The organism is Chitinophagales bacterium, assembly GCA_041392475.1.
Taxonomy (GTDB): domain Bacteria; phylum Bacteroidota; class Bacteroidia; order Chitinophagales; family UBA2359; genus JAUHXA01.
The window spans coordinates 1,042,153-1,059,131 of the sequence record JAWKLZ010000003.1 but is presented as its reverse complement, the minus strand read 5'-3'; the positions used below and the strand labels follow the sequence as shown (position 1 = coordinate 1,059,131).

Genomic DNA, 16,979 nt, shown 5'->3' with positions numbered 1-16,979 from the left:
TTCAAAAGATCAATTAATAGTGATGACTATGGCAAAATCCGCAAAATCTTAGTCACATCATAATCACCAGCCAGAATTGGAGTTTGTTCATTTTTAGTTACATACGACACCATCCCAAGCACATATTGATGCAGTTCGCCCAAAGTAATCGCTTTATCTCCATTATAATCTGCGCCTCCTTTCATACCTTGAAGCAAGTAGTAAGAAAAATAACCTTGCCCCACCTCCGACGATTCCTGTGAATATTGATTTGTAGTACTTGCCAAAAACAAAGCAATGCCGCTATTTTTGTAGCCATACAATAAATCCGATACAATCCCTATGTACCAAGATTCGTCCACTGCTCCCGCATGACAGGCATCTATTATACACGTTTTATTTTGAGAAGGGCTTTTTTTCAGAATGGATTTCACTTCCCAAAACTCCACTAAGTTTGTGACATTGTTGTGATCTATTGGCACCAAGCCTTGTTTGGCTCCATGACCTGCATAATAGAAAATAATTCGGTCAGTAGCTGTTGCAGCTCGTACTACCGCTTCCAAAGCAGCTATAATGTTGGCTTTTGTAGCCTCTCTATTCATCAACAAAATAATGTTTTCATCAGGTACACTGTATCCTGCCGAACTTCTCAAATGTCCATAGAACTTATAGGCATCATCGTCTGTGTAGTTCAACGAATTGGTAGGATAATCGGCCACTCCAACGATAACAGCATAAGTATTGGCAAATAATTCAGAAGGAGGCATTAATTTTATCTGTGCTTGAAGCAGACTACCAGTTAACAGAAAACTTAAAATGAACAATATTTTTCTCATGTAAAAGGTGATTAGTTAGGGGGATTGAAGTGTTCCTTATGGACGTTAGCTAAAATAAGGTTCCGATATAGACTCCCGAAATCTATTCACAAAAGATTGTGGATTATTCTTGACACCCAGTTCTTTTCAGAGCAAAAATTTAGGAAGTCTTTGTATTTTATTGGCAATCCTTATCTAACGCTAAAAGTATAAGAAAGCGTACCTGTTTGAACTTCAGGAGAATCATAAGATACATTGAATTTTGCTTTTTTGGCAGCATCAATGGCTTTGCGGCGAAGATTCGCATTAGCAGTTGTAGAACCAGATGATGTATAGGTGGCTTCCAATACATTTCCATTTCTATCTACTTTGATGGAAATTACTACCTTTCCTACTTCTTGTGAGTCATCTTGTGGCTTAGGGAGTGACAAAGCTCTACGTCCTGAAAGACTCACCCCTACCCCACCACTGCCTTCGCCAGAAGGAGTGTCTCCTGTGTTTGGGGTAATTTTCACATCTCCCATTTTAGAACCCAAATCTTCATCTTTAGAACCATCGGTTCCTTGACCACCAGAGCTGTTTTTACTGCCTTTAAACAATGCATCTGTATTGATGTCGGGTTTCGTTTCTACTGGCTCAGTAGGCTTTGGCGTGGGCTTATCTGCTTTTGGTGCGTCTGGTTTGGGCGTAGTTTTAGTAGGGGTAGGAGTTTTGGGTTTAGTAGGTGTAGGTTTCTTCTCTGTTTTTTTGGTTTCGGTCTTTTTGGGATCGGTTTTCTTATTTAAATCTTTCTCGGGAAGCGAAGGCGCATCCGTATTCTTAGCCGTTTGCGATTTATTTTCTGCAATAGGCTTAGGAGTTTGTTTTTCAGGAGTCTGTGGTTCAGGTGTAGATTCCTCTACATTTTCCGAAGTAGTTTCTTCTTCCACTACTGGAGGAGCATCTGTTGTTGGCTGTTCCTCACCAAATCCTTGGTCTGCATTGCCAAAATTAATCAACAAGCCTTGATGCTCTGGTTTTGGAGCAACGGCATTGAGGGTTAAAAAAAAGAACAACAATAGCAATAAGGCATGAATAATGGTCGTACCTATCACCCCCTTGGTGGAAATGCCTTCTTTATCTTGATCCAAATATTTCTGATTCATGGTACTGGGATTTTTTCAAAAAAAATTACGGTTATTTGACAAATATTGTGAAATAACCAAAATTACATAGGTATTGGACTTTGGACGAAGGAAGTAAGATGCGAAATATAAATGTTTACTTTTTGCATCTTTGCTCCTTGGTCCAAAGTCTAAATGTAAGTAGTTGGACAAGTTTAATTCGATCAAAGTTTAATGTGTTCACAATCAAAATATTAAAACTTTTCTTCTCTGTTCTGTCCTTCTACTTATATAGATGCATTTTACCTTTTTTTTGGTGTCTGGAACCTGCAAAAATTTTTTTTTTACAAGACTTACTCCTTTGGGCTGGTAGCCAGCAACATTCTCACATTCATTTCATTGGCAATATTCATCACCTGCACTACTTCATCAATCGGAACTGTTTTCTCGGCATTCAATACAACTGTCGTATTCTTGGGATCTTCTGAAGCTGCTACGGCTGCTGCAAGAGTTGCTCTCAAATCGGCAAAGTTCACCTTTTCCTGCCCCACATAGTATTCCAGATTCTGAGTGATAGAAACAGAAACCTTTCCCTGTACCATCGTCTGGCTGTTGGAACTTGGCAACAATAGGTTCAAGCCATTTGGCGTGACAAAGGTAGAAGTCAACATGAAGAAAATGAGCAATAAGAATATGATGTCGGTCAATGACGACATACTAAAATTGGGATTGATTTTGTTACTGGATTCCAGTTTCATTTGGCTATTTATATTTTATGGAAAAGAGAGTCTCTTTTCCGCTTATTGTTGTAGAAAATTCAAAACAGTTTCTTATTATTTTGCAGGCTCTTGCAGTAAATCCACAAATTCCACCGTAGTCGCTTCCATTTTATAAATCACTTTTTGCACCATAGCGACCAAGATATTGTAGCCAATAAAAGCTACAATCCCAATTGCCAAACCTGCTGCAGTAGTCACCAAAGCTTGGTAAATACCTCCCGCCAAAGCACCAGGATCCACATTATTAGAAGCCGTAGAAATTTGGAAAAAGGCACGAATCATCCCGACCACTGTTCCCAAAAATCCAATCATCGGTGCTGCACCTGCAATCGTAGCCAAACCTGCCAACCGTTTTTCAAGGTTTAACAATTCAAGTTTACCCACATTTTCAATTGCTACTTCAATATTACGCAAAGGTTTACCGATTCGGCGAATTCCCTTTTCTACCATGCGAGAAGTAGGCGTATTGGTCTGTTGACACAAATCCGCTGCTGCTCGAATATTTCCATTGAGCATGTGTTCACGAATACGAGTCATAAAATCTCTATCCACTTTTGAAGCAGATACAATAATAAAGTACCTTTCAATAAAAATGTAAATCGCTATAATAGAAAGAGCAAGAAGTATATACATAAATATACCTCCTTCCATCAATAACTCCAATACGGGTATTTCTTGAACGGTTTCGGCTGCATCCGCAGCATTGGTCGTAGCTTGCAATAAAAAACTGTGAATCATCGGATTAGTTATGCGTTTAAAAGGTTTTCGTAGTTAGAAATGACTGAAAGATACAAAATTTTGCATCAGTTTGACAAATTTAAAACTCTTTTTCATCGTATTAGATTGTTGAAGAAGATTATTTTTTAGAATGTTGTGAGTCTCGTGAGGTTTAGTACACAATAGAAATAATTATTTTTCGGTCTAATCAACACACTACAACATCAATACACCAATACTTCAACACTCCAAAACTTCAACTTATCAACACATTCTCCCCCAATCGATAACCTCTCAAAAAAGCATCCACCATCAACCGTTTTTTTCCCTGCAATTGAACCTCCTTCAAATCAATAAAGCCATCCAAAGTCGCTACCCGCAAAAAAGTCTTGCCATCCGACAGCCAAGTATCTGCCTCATAACCATGATTCTCCATAATTTTGGCACTGCTAAAAACCTTCAATGACTGCCCATCTAAATGCGTAAAAGCAGTAGGGTAAGGACTCATGCCACGAATAAAATTGTAAACAGTTTCGGTAGATTGCTTCCAATTAATTTCACAATCCTCTTTGAAGATTTTGGGAGCTTTTTTAGGCTCTCCTTCAAAGACTTGTTTCGTTTTGGGATAATCACCGTCTCGAATCGCATTCACCGTTTTCAAAAGCAATTTTGCGCCCACCTCTTGCAATGCATCGTGTAAATCTCCAGCAGTATCCGTTTCTGCAATCGGCACTTTGGCTTGAAAAATAATTTCCCCCGTATCTATTTTTTGCTCAATAAAAAAAGTCGTTACCCCCGATTCCTTGTCACCATTGATGACCGCCCAGTTAATTGGAGCAGCTCCTCGATACTGCGGCAACAAGGAACCATGCAAGTTAATCGTACCCTTTGGAGGCATTTCAAAAACAGAAGCAGGCAACATTCTAAAAGCCACCACTACTTGTAGATCAGCCTTCAATGCCTTCAATTCTGCCTGAAAATCTTCATTTTTTAAGTTTTTGGGCTGCAAAACATTCAAACCTTTTTCGAGGGCATATTTTTTTACCTCTGATTGCTGCAACTTATTTCCCCTTCCAGCCCTTTTATCCGTAGCCGTAATCACACCCACTATATCGTAACCGTTTTGAAGTAAAATATCCAAAGATGGCACAGCAAAATCAGGTGTACCCATAAAGACAATTCGCATATATTTAAGTCCTATTTTTTTGGCAAAAGTTAACAAAATCATTCCTGCCAAGTTTAATTTGAAGAAAAACACCACAAAAAAAATACTATTTTTTCAAAAAATAGTATTTTTCGCTTTCAATTATCCAATATACCAATTTCAATTTTACAATACCATGTTGCAAAAAACAAACCCTACTCAAACCAAAAGCTGGCAAAAATTGCAAGCACATTACAAGCAGATAAAAGACCTGAATATCCACGATTTATTTACCGCAGACTCCAAACGTTTTGGAGAGTTTTCGATTAAGTGGAAAGACTTTTTATTCGACTACTCCAAAAACCGCATTACCGTTGATACCCTGCAATTGTTCAATGACCTTGCCAAAGAACTGCATCTAGAGGATGCCATTAAGCAGATGTTTACAGGTAAATTTATCAACGAAACCGAAGGTAGAGCCGTATTGCATACAGCTCTACGCAATCGAAAAAACACGCCTATTGAAGTAGAAGGTAAAGATGTGATGCCCGATATCAATAAGGTATTGCAGCAGATGAAAAGTTTCACTAAAAAAGTGCGAAACGGCGAATGGCGAGGCTGTACCGACAAGCGCATTACCGACATTGTAAACATCGGAATTGGCGGTTCTGATTTGGGGCCACTAATGGTCGTTGAGGCATTGAAGCACTACCAACATCCCGAATTGACGGTGCATTTTGTATCGAATGTAGATGGCACACACATTGCCGAAACATTGAAGAAATTGAACCATGAAACAACTTTGTTTATCATTGCTTCAAAGACTTTCACCACACAAGAAACCATGACCAATGCAAGTACTGCAAGACTATGGTTTTTGAAGCAGTCAGGTACTGATTTGAAGGCCATCGCCAAACATTTTGTAGCCGTTTCTACCAACAAACAATCAGTAGGTGATTTTGGCATCAATACCGACAATATGTTTGCCTTTTGGGATTGGGTCGGCGGACGGTATTCGCTTTGGTCTGCTATTGGACTACCCATTGCTTGCAGCATTGGTTTTGAGCGTTTTGAAGAATTATTGGAGGGTGCACACGAAATGGACGAGCATTTCCAACACACACCTTTTAGCCAAAACATGCCTGTCATTTTAGCCTTATTGGGTGTTTGGTACAACAATTTTTTCGGTGCCGAAACCTATGCTATTTTGCCCTATGACCAATACTTACACCGTTTTGCAGCTCATTTTCAGCAAGTTGACATGGAGAGCAACGGTAAATCCATTGACCGCAGTGGCAATCGAGTAGGTTACGAAACGGGGCAAATTTTGTGGGGTGAACCTGGCACAAATGGACAACACGCTTTCTATCAATTGATTCACCAAGGAACAAAATTGATTCCCTGTGATTTCATTGCTCCCGCCCAAAGCCACAATCCCGAAGGAGATCACCACGAAAAATTACTCTCCAACTTTTTTGCACAGACAGAAGCCCTGATGTGTGGCAAAAGTGAGGAAGAAGTCATTGCAGAATTGAAGGCGGAGAAGAAATCGGCAGCCGAAATCAAAAAACTCACTCCCTTCAAGGTTTTTGAAGGGAACCATCCGACCAATTCTATTTTAATCAAAAAAATTACTCCCAAAAATCTGGGTAGTTTGATTGCACTTTACGAACACAAAATTTTCGTACAAGGCATTGTTTACAATGTCTTTAGCTTCGATCAGTGGGGTGTAGAACTGGGTAAAAAATTGGCAAAAAAGATTCTGGATGAATTGAAAACCAATCAACCCATCAGCAAACATGATTCTTCAACGAATGGATTAATCAACACCTATTTGGAGTGGAAATAAATTTAGATAGGGAAGTTTGAACTCTTTTGCAGTTACTTTTCACATTATCAACAGATTTACCAAAAATTTTCACTACCTTCCATAAGTTATTTTTCAAACACCATAAAGACATGAAATACAACCTAACTCTTTCTAATTCAATAATTTTTACACAAGGCACCTTTGCCCAATTCCTTCGATTTGCAACTTGTCAAATCACTTTGATACTGATATTGACGGGCTTTGCAACGCTGCCAACTTTCGCACAGACAATCGTTGAAGAAGGTACTTACGACCTTCAATTTGAAGAATTTGTGCAAGGTTGTGGAGCAGGCAACAACGACTATTGTATAAATCTACAAATCAAATCGGCTTCGGATGTTGAAAATTTTGCAATTGGGTCTTACACCTTTTACTTCACCTTCAATGAGAACGCTGTCAATAATCCAACTTACCAAGCTATCAACTTTGGCAACAATGGAACATGTGCAAGTGGCAATGCGGCTTATATGACTCCTGCTTTTTTTGCGGATACCTTCACGGGCGAAGCCAATGTTACCGCCATTATGGAACTCCCAAATCAGGGATGCCCGACTGTTGGCAGCAATTGGCAAAACATTGGTTTGGTTTGTTTTGAAGTGATAGACGACACCGAAAGCACACAGTTTGCTTTTGGTGCAAGTTTTACGGAAGTGAACAAAAACGACGACACACCTCGTCACAATCAAGGCACTTTCAGCGAATTAGATGTATTTCCTGTCGTATCCAACACACCTGCTAATGTGAACTTAGCCCCCAATGCACCCACCATTATAGCACTTTGTTCGGACGAAAGCCATAACCTTACTGCCAATGTGAACACTTTGAGTTTTGGCCCTCAAGAAGGCGAAAATCCTGTGGTCGGATGGGCCATCAGTACTACCAACCCTGACACTGCTTCTCCGTTGATTGCAGAGGGTTATACTGCGCTTGTATTGGCAGGAAATCCTCTTACAACAGTAGTCAATATTACAGGAACAGCCAATGGTTTAGACCCTTATGGCCTAGACGTTGCGACCCTTTGGTTTTCTCCCATTACTTATGTGAATTATGATGAAGATTCTGACACCTTCACACTCGATTTACAGTGTTTTGCTTGGGGAACAGCCGTTGAAGTCAATTATTTGGCAAATGGCACAGATGGTTGCCCTACAAGTTGCGCCGCAAATGTCGACCTCAGCGACCAAATTGGGCAAAATATTGGCATTTGTTCGGATGAAAGTGTGACACTTTTGGCGGATGTCAACACCTTAGATTTTGGTGAAAATGTAGGCGCAAACCCCGTTGTGGGATGGGCTATCTTTACCGACATTCCCGAAGGCGGCAATCCTTTGGACGATCCAAACTATACAGGGGGAATTGTAGCGGGAAATGCGATGACAACTGCATTTACTGTGAATGGAACCAACGACGGACTTGACCCTTTGGGCTTCAATAGCAGTTCACTCAGTTTTGTACCAATGACTTTTATCAACTACAACCCTGCTGCAATGCCCGCTCTTACATTGGACCAAACTTGTTTTGATTGGGGCGAAGCGGTCACGGTTAGTTTCTACGCAGATGGACAATTGGATTGTCCTTTGCCTTGCGATGCCAACGTTGAAGTAGCAGCAGATGTAAATTTGATGGCGAGTTTGTGTGTTGGAGATACATACATCTTGAAAGTCAATACGGTTACTTTGGATTTTGGAGTGACCGAAGGAGCAAACCCTATAGTTGGTTGGGTCATTTCTACGGCCAATCCTGGAGAACTTTCCCCTTTTGGTCAGGCAGGTTTTTCAGGTTTTGCACTTGCTGGCAATGGTACTAACAATTCGGTAACGATTGGAGGTACTGCCAATGGTTTAGACCCTTATGGTTTGGGAGTCTCTACAATTTGGCTAACACCTGTCACGTATATTGATTACAATACCAGTACACATACCTTCACCCTTGATGATGACTGTTTTGATTGGGGTGAGAATGTGCGAATAACCTTTGTGCAAGAAGGAACAGGCATCTGCAATCCTGAACCTGTATGTCCTTCAATGGCGGGAGATTTTTCGGCAAGTGAAGATTTATGTGATGGCGGCACACCTACTGTCCCCGGCAATGAAACGATTCTCAACAGTTTAGATGATGCGACCAATGCAGTCATCAATTGGTCTATTGATCCGACTTTGCCATTAACATATAGCGGAAATGGCTGCGAAATCCAAACAGTTGAATTTACGCTAACCATCACTTGCAGCGAAGACGAAACGGTAAATATTGAAGCGGGAACATTTACCATCAGTCTCTACCCTATTCCCGAAGCTCCAATAGTGGTTTTCAACAATGCCGAAATTTGCAGTTACACAGTCGTTCCCAACTGCCCCAATGACGTGGTTTCACCCGCTGAGGTTAGTGACCAAGTTCCTGGTTCAACCAATATTAGCCAGAGTTTTACGGTTACAAACGGAGGTTGTTCTGCTGTGGCTTTTAATGATATTTCGGTTCCTGATTGTCCCGAAATACCTATTGTTTGCCCTGCAAGTGTAGGCAATTTTAGTGGTTTGGAAAGTATCTGTGAAATGGGTTTGGCGAATGTACCAACAGATGAAACGATTTTGGCAAGTTTGGATGATCCTACAAATGCGGTGATTGACTGGTCTATTGACCCGACTGTGCCTTTGGTTTATGAGGGTGATGGTTGTACGCCTCAGCAAATTGACTATGTATTGACGATTCGTTGTACGGACAATATGGATGTGGTTTTGAATGGCGGTACTTACACGGTTTCTGTGTATCCCAGTCCGCAAGCTCCAACGGTGAATTTAGTTTCGGCTACCGAGTTTTGCAGCTATGAACTGATTACAAATTGTGAAAACGACATTTTAGACCCTTCAACGATTGAAAATCAAGTAGCTGGTTCGGGAGAATCGGTTCAAACTATAAAAGTAACGAACGGCGTTTGTTCAGACCCTATCTCATTCGATGTGACTGTTCCTGCTTGCCCTGCAATTTGTCCAACAAGTGCTGGATTTTTCAATACGACCGAAAACCTTTGTGATGGAAATAAGCCTAATTTACCAAGCAATGAAACAATTTTGGCAGGTGTAGATTTAGCTGAAAGGGCAACAATCAATTGGTCACCGAACCCAAATGATCCATTGATTTATACGGGTGACGGCTGCAATGCTCAAGCAATTATTTTTAATTTGACGATTGGCTGTCAAGTGGATGGCGGTGTTCAGATTGCAGGAGGTACACACATTGTGAACTTGTACCCCAATCCGCAAGCTCCAACGGTAGAACTGATTGAAAATGTGGATGGAATGTGCAGTTATTCGGTTGTTCCTGCTTGTACCAATGACATTGTAAATCCTTCAACTATCAGCGATTTACCTGCTGGATCCATGAGTGTTTTACTTTCCTTCAATGTTGCGAATGAAGGCTGTACAGGAAAATTGTTTGAAGAAATAGCAGTTCCCGACTGCATCCTAGACGATATTGATCCCATTAGCCTCCCCCACCAACTGCAAATGGAGGTTTCTCCTAATTTCTTGCAGATTGGAAGCAAGAGTAAAATTGAAGTGTATCTACCTCAAAGCAGTTTTATGGCTTTGGAGGTTTTAGACATCAGCGGTCGAAGAGTGAAACTATTGCAACAAGCTGAACTTCAACAGGGTGTTCATGGCTTTGAATGGAATGTGGAAGCGGTTTCGAGTGGGTTGTATTTTGTGCATTTGCAGACAGAATACGGACATGAGGTGAGGAAAGTGGTGGTTGAGTAAAAGCTGGTTTACTATCAATTTGAAATGAAAATGCCCCAAAGAAATCGATTTTTTGGGGCATTTTGTATTTTGAGAGATTCTCAACCTCTACCGATTCAACACCACCCTCAAACTCTTCACCTCGCCCTTATCCGTCACCATCCGCACCAAATAAACACCGTTCCGCAAACCTTCTGCATGGAAACCAAAACGTTGTTCCTCACCTGCCGAAAGATAACCTTCAAACAAAACGGCAATTTGCCGCCCATCCATTCCATACACTTCAATGGTGACGAAATCATCCGATGCCACTTGGAATTGAATATTGGTATGGTCGGTGAAAGGATTGGGAAATACAGTCAATTCTGTTGAGGTATTGAAGTCAAAGTCTTCTGCTTCCGCACTTTTTGCCGCATTATCTTCCAAATTTTCCTCCATTGAAGGCGTGAGTGTCACCAAAATTTCTTCTTCTGCAATCATTACAGGATTAATCGTCACCTGAACAGGTCTTGCAGTCGTACATCCCAAAATATTGTCGCTTGTTTGCACGTACAAAATATGCTCTCCCACGCCTAAATTTGGATTGAAAGTATTGTTGCCCGCAGTGTACGTTCCTGCCGAAGTAGAAAGGGTTTCGTCTGTAAACCAACCCAATATGGTGTAAATCATGTCGGGGTCATTGACGGCATTAGAGATAGGCTGACCGACTGTTCCAGTCAAAGGTTCGAGCAAATTGTAGTCCAAAATCGTTCCTTGGTCGTCAATGTTTTGAATGCCGTAAGTCTCGAAATATTCATCAGGGCGACCTTCAATGATGCCATTGTTGGTGAAGTTACCTTTGTTATCGTTGAAGCCATTGTAGGCGGTCATGATGATGCCGTTATTGACGAAATTGGCGTATTGGTGGTTTTTGATTTTGCCGTTGACTTGAATCACCGAACAAGTGCTGTTGGTAAAATTCAGAGGGCCGATTTTCAAAGCCGAGTTGTAAATATCTTCGTTTTTGGAATCCCACACTTGAATCGTTCCGTTGTTGGTGAAGTCAAAGGTGTCTCGATAATTTACATTTTCGATACCTTCTCGGTTGGCATTTCGAACCATCATCACACCACTGTTGTCGAAAGTCAAATCACCTCCATAATTGTTGGTTCTCAGTCCTTCTTGAAAAGTCGTATTGATGTCGATTTTACCCGAATTGTCAAAATCAAAGGTCACACTATAATCGTCGTTGTGTCGGAGGTTGAGGTTGCGGAGACCCTCTCCTTGTGCATTTTGAAGGTTAAGTGTTCCACTGTTGTTGAAGGTAAAATTCGTACCACTTCTATTGAAGTTGTGAATACCTGCGCCAGTCGAGTTGGTGGTGTTGATAGTACCTGTATTTACAAAATCAAGGCTGGTTGTGTCGCTTGAACTGTTGTTGTAGGTGTAATTGTAAATCCCATCTCGCCCTGTGAGGTTGGTATTGATTGTTCCTCCATTGCTGAAAGTCAATGCACTCCAATCATCGTAAGCATAGTTGAAAATACCTGAGGTGCCTGTATTGCTGACATTGATAGTACCGCCAGTGATGTTTACTTCAATGGTGTCTAAGTAAGCAAAATTATACATTCCTGCTTCAGTGATGTCGTCAATCGCAATCGTTCCTCCTTCCATATTGAAGTGAATTTTGGGAGAATAGCTACGATTGTATTGTAGGGTATAATTGACGATTCCATTGTCAAAAGAACGACTAATGTTGATGTCGCCTGCGTGTTGGTTGAAGTTGACTTCTTCCGATTGATAGCAGTAGTTTTGAATGCCTGCCAAGCCTGTGCTGTCAATGTTCACTGTTCCCCAATTGTGAAAATTGACGATGGGAGAATAGTCGGTGCTTGTATTGTAGGCATAATTGAAGATGCCGTATTCTTCGGCTTTGAAAATGTCAATCGTGCCATGATTGGTGAAGTTCAATATATTTCCACGATTGTTTTGGGCTTCAATGCTTCTAAATGGCACATTGTCAATGTCTATCAATCCGTGATTGGTGAAGTTGGTATTGGGTGAATAATTGGCGCTGTTGCCGTAGTTTTCGATTTCCAAACCTTTGTCACCTGTGTCTGCAATGCGAATAATACCCGAAGATTGGTTGACAAATTCATGGTTGTCAGCTCTATAATTGTAAACCTGCATTCCTGACCAGTCGGTATCTGCAATGTCAATCAATCCGTAGTTTTCTATTAGATTGTTGACCGTCATGGTGTCCTCGTTTTTGTAGAGATAACTGTGCCATCCAAATTCGCTGGTATTGCGGATGATGATTTCCCCATCTACTCCGTTGATTAAGTGGACATACCCTCGCTCACCATACGTTTGAAAACCTTCATGTCCCGTACTGTCAATGTTAATTGTTCCGTTGTTGACTATATTTAATTCGGTTGGAGGGGAATCTGCTGCTCCGCTTCTACGGGCTTGATTGTGCCAGCCTTCTTCGCCCGTAGTATCAATTTCAACAGTTCCATTGTTGATGAAGTAGAGCAAGGTATTGTTGTTGTCGGAGTAGAGATTCACTCCTCTCCAGCCTGTTTTGTTGATGGTGATTGCACCGTCGTTTACAAATTCAGTAGTATCTCGATAGGTGTAAAGATAGATTCCATCTTCGTTGATGTCGTTGAGTATCAAGTCACCTGTTGAAGTATTGGTGAAGTTGGATTGACATATTCGCTCACTATTTACTTGGCGGTTGTAGATATAAAGTCCTCTGTATAAGGTGTTCTTTACATCTATTGTTTGTGAATTGGTAGCATTGACTGTTCCGTTTGCAGTATTGAACATCAAACCATGTCCTTCCGTTTCTTCAATATTGATTATACCTGTATTGTTCAGTGTCAATTCGGTGGTATATTCATTTACTTGCTGTTCGGTGTAGTTGTAAAAGCCTCCTTCTGCATCGGCATTGAAAATGTCAATGGTGCCACTATTGTTGAAGTTTACAAAACCATCACGGGTATGGTTGTAAACGCCCACATTTCCTGTATTGTCAATATCAATTGTGCCATCGTTGGTGAAATTGACGGTAGATTCGTCGTTGGTGATGTTGTAAACTCCTCGGCTGCCGATGTTTTGGAGGGAAATGGTGTGGTTGGGGCGATTTTCAAAGGTAAACACACTTCCATAGTGTGAATTGTTTTGGATACCATGTGTAGTTGTTCCTTCAATGTTGATTGAGCCGTTGTTGAGGATATTGAAGGTGGCAGTCGAACCCGAACAATAACTATCTATTCCATGATTTCCAACATCTTGAATATTGATTGCTCCATTGTTGGTATAGTTGGTAGCAGTGCTGTATAAGTCAGTATTTGTGGTGGAACTGTAGGCAGCCAAACCATTGTATTGTTGGACGTTGGCAATGCTTATCGTACCATTGTTAAGCAAATTCAGTGTGCCGTTTTCATTGTTTGTCCACATTCCCGAATTATTGACAGTATTGATATCAAGTACATTGTTGTTGGTCAAATTAACTGTTCCTTCACTGCGAATCAAGTTGTACATTCCTTCAATGCCACAACTGTCTAAGTCCAATTCTTCTTCAAAGGTCAGATTGACAATAGCTGCCTCTGCCGCATAGTTGTAAAAACAACTTGAAGAAGTAGAATCTATCTTCAATGTTGCATTTTCTTGGTGGACGAAATCCAACTGACCTCCTCCATAACTATTTGTAGCCCAACCATTATTTCCTGTATGACTGATGTCTATGCTTGCTTCTGAAAAGTTGGTGAAGGTTCCAACCATATTGTTGGTGTGGGTATAAAACCCTTCATCTCCTGCGTGCCTGATGGCAATATTTCCACGATTCTCAAAAGTGAATGTACCAGAATAGGCATTGTCATAAATGTCGTTTTCATTGCTTACGCCATCTTCTCCAACATCGTCAATTGTGATGTTCTGGTGGTTGATAAAACTCAAGGTACCATTTTCGTTGTCGTTGATAATGCCGTGTGCTTGTGCTATATCAATGTCAATGGTGCTATTGTTGGTGAAATTGACAGTTCCACCTGAACGGGTGAGATTTCGCAAACCATCTGTCCCACAGCTGTCTATCGCCAAAATCTCATTGATAACCACATTGACGGTCGCACTATCGCTCGCATAGTTGTACATTCCTCTTTCGCCCACTGTATCAATTTTCAACAAAGAACCTGTCGCATACAAAAAATCCAGTTGTCCCTTGCCATACGAACGGTTGTAAAAACCATGTTCTCCTACATGACTGATATCGAAAGTTGCATTCGGATGATTTGTTACCGTTCCGTTAATGTTGCTCGTATGGGAACGAAAACCGTTGCTAAGTGTGTTTTCGATGCGAATCAAGCCGTAATTGTCAAAAGCAAAAGAACTGCTGAAGGCTTCATTGCCGTGGTCGTTTTCGTTGGTAATTCCACTTCCTCCTGCACCATTGATAAAGATTGCAGCATTGGCATTGTTGTTAAATTGAAGATTAGAGTTGTCGTTATTAGAAAAAATACCATTTGTTCCAACATTGTGGATGCTTATTGTACTGTTATTATTGAAATTCATTGTACTACTGCCATCTCGCAGTTCATTGTAAATGCCATTTGTACCGCAATTGTCAATATTCAAAGGGGCATTTAACTGCAAATGAATCGTGCCTCCATTGTTCAGATAATTGTACAGCCCTGTATAGCCTATGTCGTCAATGTCAATTATTGAATTGGCAGTATAATTGAAGGTCAAATCACCATTTTCTCCCTGACAATTGTTAATCCATCCATCATCACTACAATTGTTTATGTCAATGGTGGCATTTGGATGGTTGGTCACAGTTGCAGTATGGTTGTAGATATAGGTTCGGAATCCATCGTCACCACAATTGTTCAAGGAAATATTGCCATAATTGTCAAGCGTAAAAGCGGCGGTGTAATTTTCGGAGTCCAACAATTCACTGTCAGACGTAAAGCCATCGTAAAAAGTATCGTCAATGAAAATATTGCTGTTGTTGGTAAAAAACAAACTGCCATCTTCATTGTCGTTGTAAATTCCGTTTTGATTGGCGGTATTGATGTCAATTGTGTGGTTGTTGGTAAAATTCATCGTTGCGCCACTTCGAGTGCTGTTGTAAAAACCTTGGTTATTGACATTGTTAATGCCCAAATTGATGTTGTTCACAAAGTTGAGTAAACCACTGTTATAAGCACTGTTGCGAATTCCATCACTTCCGATATCCTGCAATGTCAGCACACTATTGGCATACAAGGTGAAGTCCAATTCTCCTGTATCACAATAATTGAAAAGCCCATGTTGCCCAGAATCGGTGATAAGGATAGTGCCATAATTATCAAATACAAAATCGTTGTTTGTATTGTAACTGCGTTCCAAACTATAATTGTAAAGCCCTCTTTCATTCGTGTTTTTGATGGCAATAGAAGCACTTGCATTGTTCGTAAAGGTCAAGTTTCCGCCATCCGCATTGTTGTATAACCCATGATAACTCGTGCTGTCAATCGAAATACTGCCATTGTTCACAAAGGTTAAAACCGAAGTAGTATCACCCTCTTGCGTCAACCTCGCCCGATTGTACAAACCCGAATTGTACCAATTGTTGAGCGTTCCTGTCGTATCCAAAATCATCGTACCATCGTTCACAAAGTTGAGTTCGGCATAGCCATTGTTGGCGTAATTGTACATCCCTGCTTCACCTGTCTGCGAAACATACAAAATGTGGTAATTGTTGAAATTGAAGGTACTGCCGTTGGTGTAATTTTGGATACCCCCATATTTCGTGTTTCGGATGTTGATGGTGCCATAGTTGTCAAAATTAGTTTCGGGCAAATACCCATCTGCTATGCGGTTGTAACTATACCAACCCCACGAATTGATGTTCTGCACATCAATGGTCGCATTCGTTTGGTTCGTAAAATTCAAATTTCCCTTATAATTGTCGTTGTACATACCATAGCTATAAGTGCTGTCAATCTCAATTATGCCATAATTGTCAAAATCCAATTGAACAGTTTCGCCGACCGTAGTTTGTTGGACTCGGTTGTAAATCCCTATTGCCCAAAGCCCTGTCGTATCTACCCTAATCGTTCCATGGTTGTCAATATCCACATACGAACTGTCTTGATAGGCATAGTTGTAGAAGGCATGAGATCTCGTATGCTTGAAATCCATCACCCCGTTGTTCTCCAACACCAGCGTATCTTTCCGAATTTCACTATAAAAACCATCGCTTCCTGTATTTTCAATGAGCAAGTTGCCGTTGTTCGTGAAATACATGATTTGGGAATTCGTGCCATTCGTGTAGTTGTAAATCCCTCGATAGGTCGTATCGTAAATGTGAATATCGCCGTTGTTGATTACCGAACCCTTCTCATTATAAATCCCTCCATTGGCGGTGGTATTAAGAATGTTCAAACTGCCATTGACTGCAATGGTCAAAACGGCATCTCGTTTAACATAAATCCCATTACACCATCCACAACCCGTTCCGTCAATAGTCAAATTACCATTGGCTGCAATGGTCAAGGTCGTTTCTGTTTGCAGTTCTACTGCCATCACCGTACCGACATTACTGTTAATAATCGGCATAACAGCAGCAGCATTGTCTATCAATGCGTAATCATCTGCATTGGGAACCGTATTCGTATCCCAATTTGCTGCCGTATTCCAGTTGCTGTTCACATCACCTTGCCAAGTAACCGTTTCGGCTTGCAGCAAGGAGGAAATGAGAAAGAAACAAAAGAAGAAATAAAATGAATACTTCAATGACCTTGAAGTAGATGTAATGGTATTCTGAAACAACATTTTTTGAAATTGGGTAGAAATAATGTTATTCATATTTTTT

At 40.8% G+C, this 16,979-nt stretch carries 8 protein-coding genes; 2 read left to right on the top strand and 6 right to left on the bottom strand.

The genetic code is table 11. The annotated features are described in order from the left end of the window. Window positions 1-26 precede the first annotated feature (26 nt). The 5 genes from R3E32_26910 to fmt form a co-directional block, all read right to left on the bottom strand. On the bottom strand, window positions 27-815 hold the full coding sequence (locus R3E32_26910) for a caspase family protein (GenBank protein ID MEZ4888389.1): 789 nt from the start codon (window positions 813-815) through the stop codon (window positions 27-29). A 170-nt stretch (window positions 816-985) separates the two neighbouring features. After that, window positions 986-1,939 (bottom strand): hypothetical protein, encoded by a 954-nt coding sequence (locus R3E32_26905; GenBank protein ID MEZ4888388.1) that lies wholly within the window; start codon window positions 1,937-1,939, stop codon window positions 986-988. Window positions 1,940-2,250: 311 nt separating this feature from the next. Then, window positions 2,251-2,655 carry a biopolymer transporter ExbD gene (locus tag R3E32_26900; protein ID MEZ4888387.1) on the bottom strand — a complete coding sequence of 135 codons (405 nt, stop codon included), beginning with the start codon at window positions 2,653-2,655 and terminating at the stop codon, window positions 2,251-2,253. 75 nt (window positions 2,656-2,730) lie between these two features. Further along, complete coding sequence (locus R3E32_26895) at window positions 2,731-3,414, bottom strand: MotA/TolQ/ExbB proton channel family protein (protein MEZ4888386.1); 684 nt, start codon at window positions 3,412-3,414, stop codon at window positions 2,731-2,733. 235 nt (window positions 3,415-3,649) lie between these two features. Continuing rightward, complete coding sequence (gene fmt, locus R3E32_26890; protein ID MEZ4888385.1) at window positions 3,650-4,579, bottom strand: methionyl-tRNA formyltransferase; 930 nt, start codon at window positions 4,577-4,579, stop codon at window positions 3,650-3,652. Window positions 4,580-4,733: 154 nt separating this feature from the next. On the opposite strand from fmt, the gene pgi reads away from it, so the two are divergent. Further along, window positions 4,734-6,386 carry a glucose-6-phosphate isomerase gene (gene pgi / locus R3E32_26885; GenBank protein ID MEZ4888384.1) on the top strand — a complete coding sequence of 551 codons (1,653 nt, stop codon included), beginning with the start codon at window positions 4,734-4,736 and terminating at the stop codon, window positions 6,384-6,386. 110 nt (window positions 6,387-6,496) lie between these two features. Continuing rightward, the gene (locus R3E32_26880; GenBank protein MEZ4888383.1) at window positions 6,497-10,159 is read left to right on the top strand and encodes a T9SS type A sorting domain-containing protein; all 3,663 of its coding nucleotides are present in this window, start codon (window positions 6,497-6,499) and stop codon (window positions 10,157-10,159) included. Window positions 10,160-10,246: 87 nt separating this feature from the next. Here the strand turns inward: R3E32_26880 and R3E32_26875 are convergent, their stop codons facing one another. Further along, a complete protein-coding gene (locus R3E32_26875; protein MEZ4888382.1) occupies window positions 10,247-16,972 on the bottom strand; it encodes a T9SS type A sorting domain-containing protein in 6,726 nt (2,241 codons plus the stop codon). Window positions 16,973-16,979: the final 7 nt, after the last annotated feature.

Excerpts from the sequence above, each read along its gene's own strand:
- R3E32_26880 (MEZ4888383.1), top strand. The coding sequence starts at position 6,497 with ATGAAATACAACCTAACTCTTTCTAATTCAATAATTTTTACACAAGGC.
- R3E32_26905 (MEZ4888388.1), bottom strand. The coding sequence starts at position 1,939 with ATGAATCAGAAATATTTGGATCAAGATAAAGAAGGCATTTCCACCAAG.
- R3E32_26875 (MEZ4888382.1), bottom strand. The coding sequence starts at position 16,972 with ATGAATAACATTATTTCTACCCAATTTCAAAAAATGTTGTTTCAGAAT.
- R3E32_26910 (MEZ4888389.1), bottom strand. The coding sequence starts at position 815 with ATGAGAAAAATATTGTTCATTTTAAGTTTTCTGTTAACTGGTAGTCTG.
- R3E32_26895 (MEZ4888386.1), bottom strand. The coding sequence starts at position 3,414 with ATGATTCACAGTTTTTTATTGCAAGCTACGACCAATGCTGCGGATGCA.
- pgi (MEZ4888384.1), top strand. The coding sequence starts at position 4,734 with ATGTTGCAAAAAACAAACCCTACTCAAACCAAAAGCTGGCAAAAATTG.
- fmt (MEZ4888385.1), bottom strand. The coding sequence starts at position 4,579 with ATGCGAATTGTCTTTATGGGTACACCTGATTTTGCTGTGCCATCTTTG.
- R3E32_26900 (MEZ4888387.1), bottom strand. The coding sequence starts at position 2,655 with ATGAAACTGGAATCCAGTAACAAAATCAATCCCAATTTTAGTATGTCG.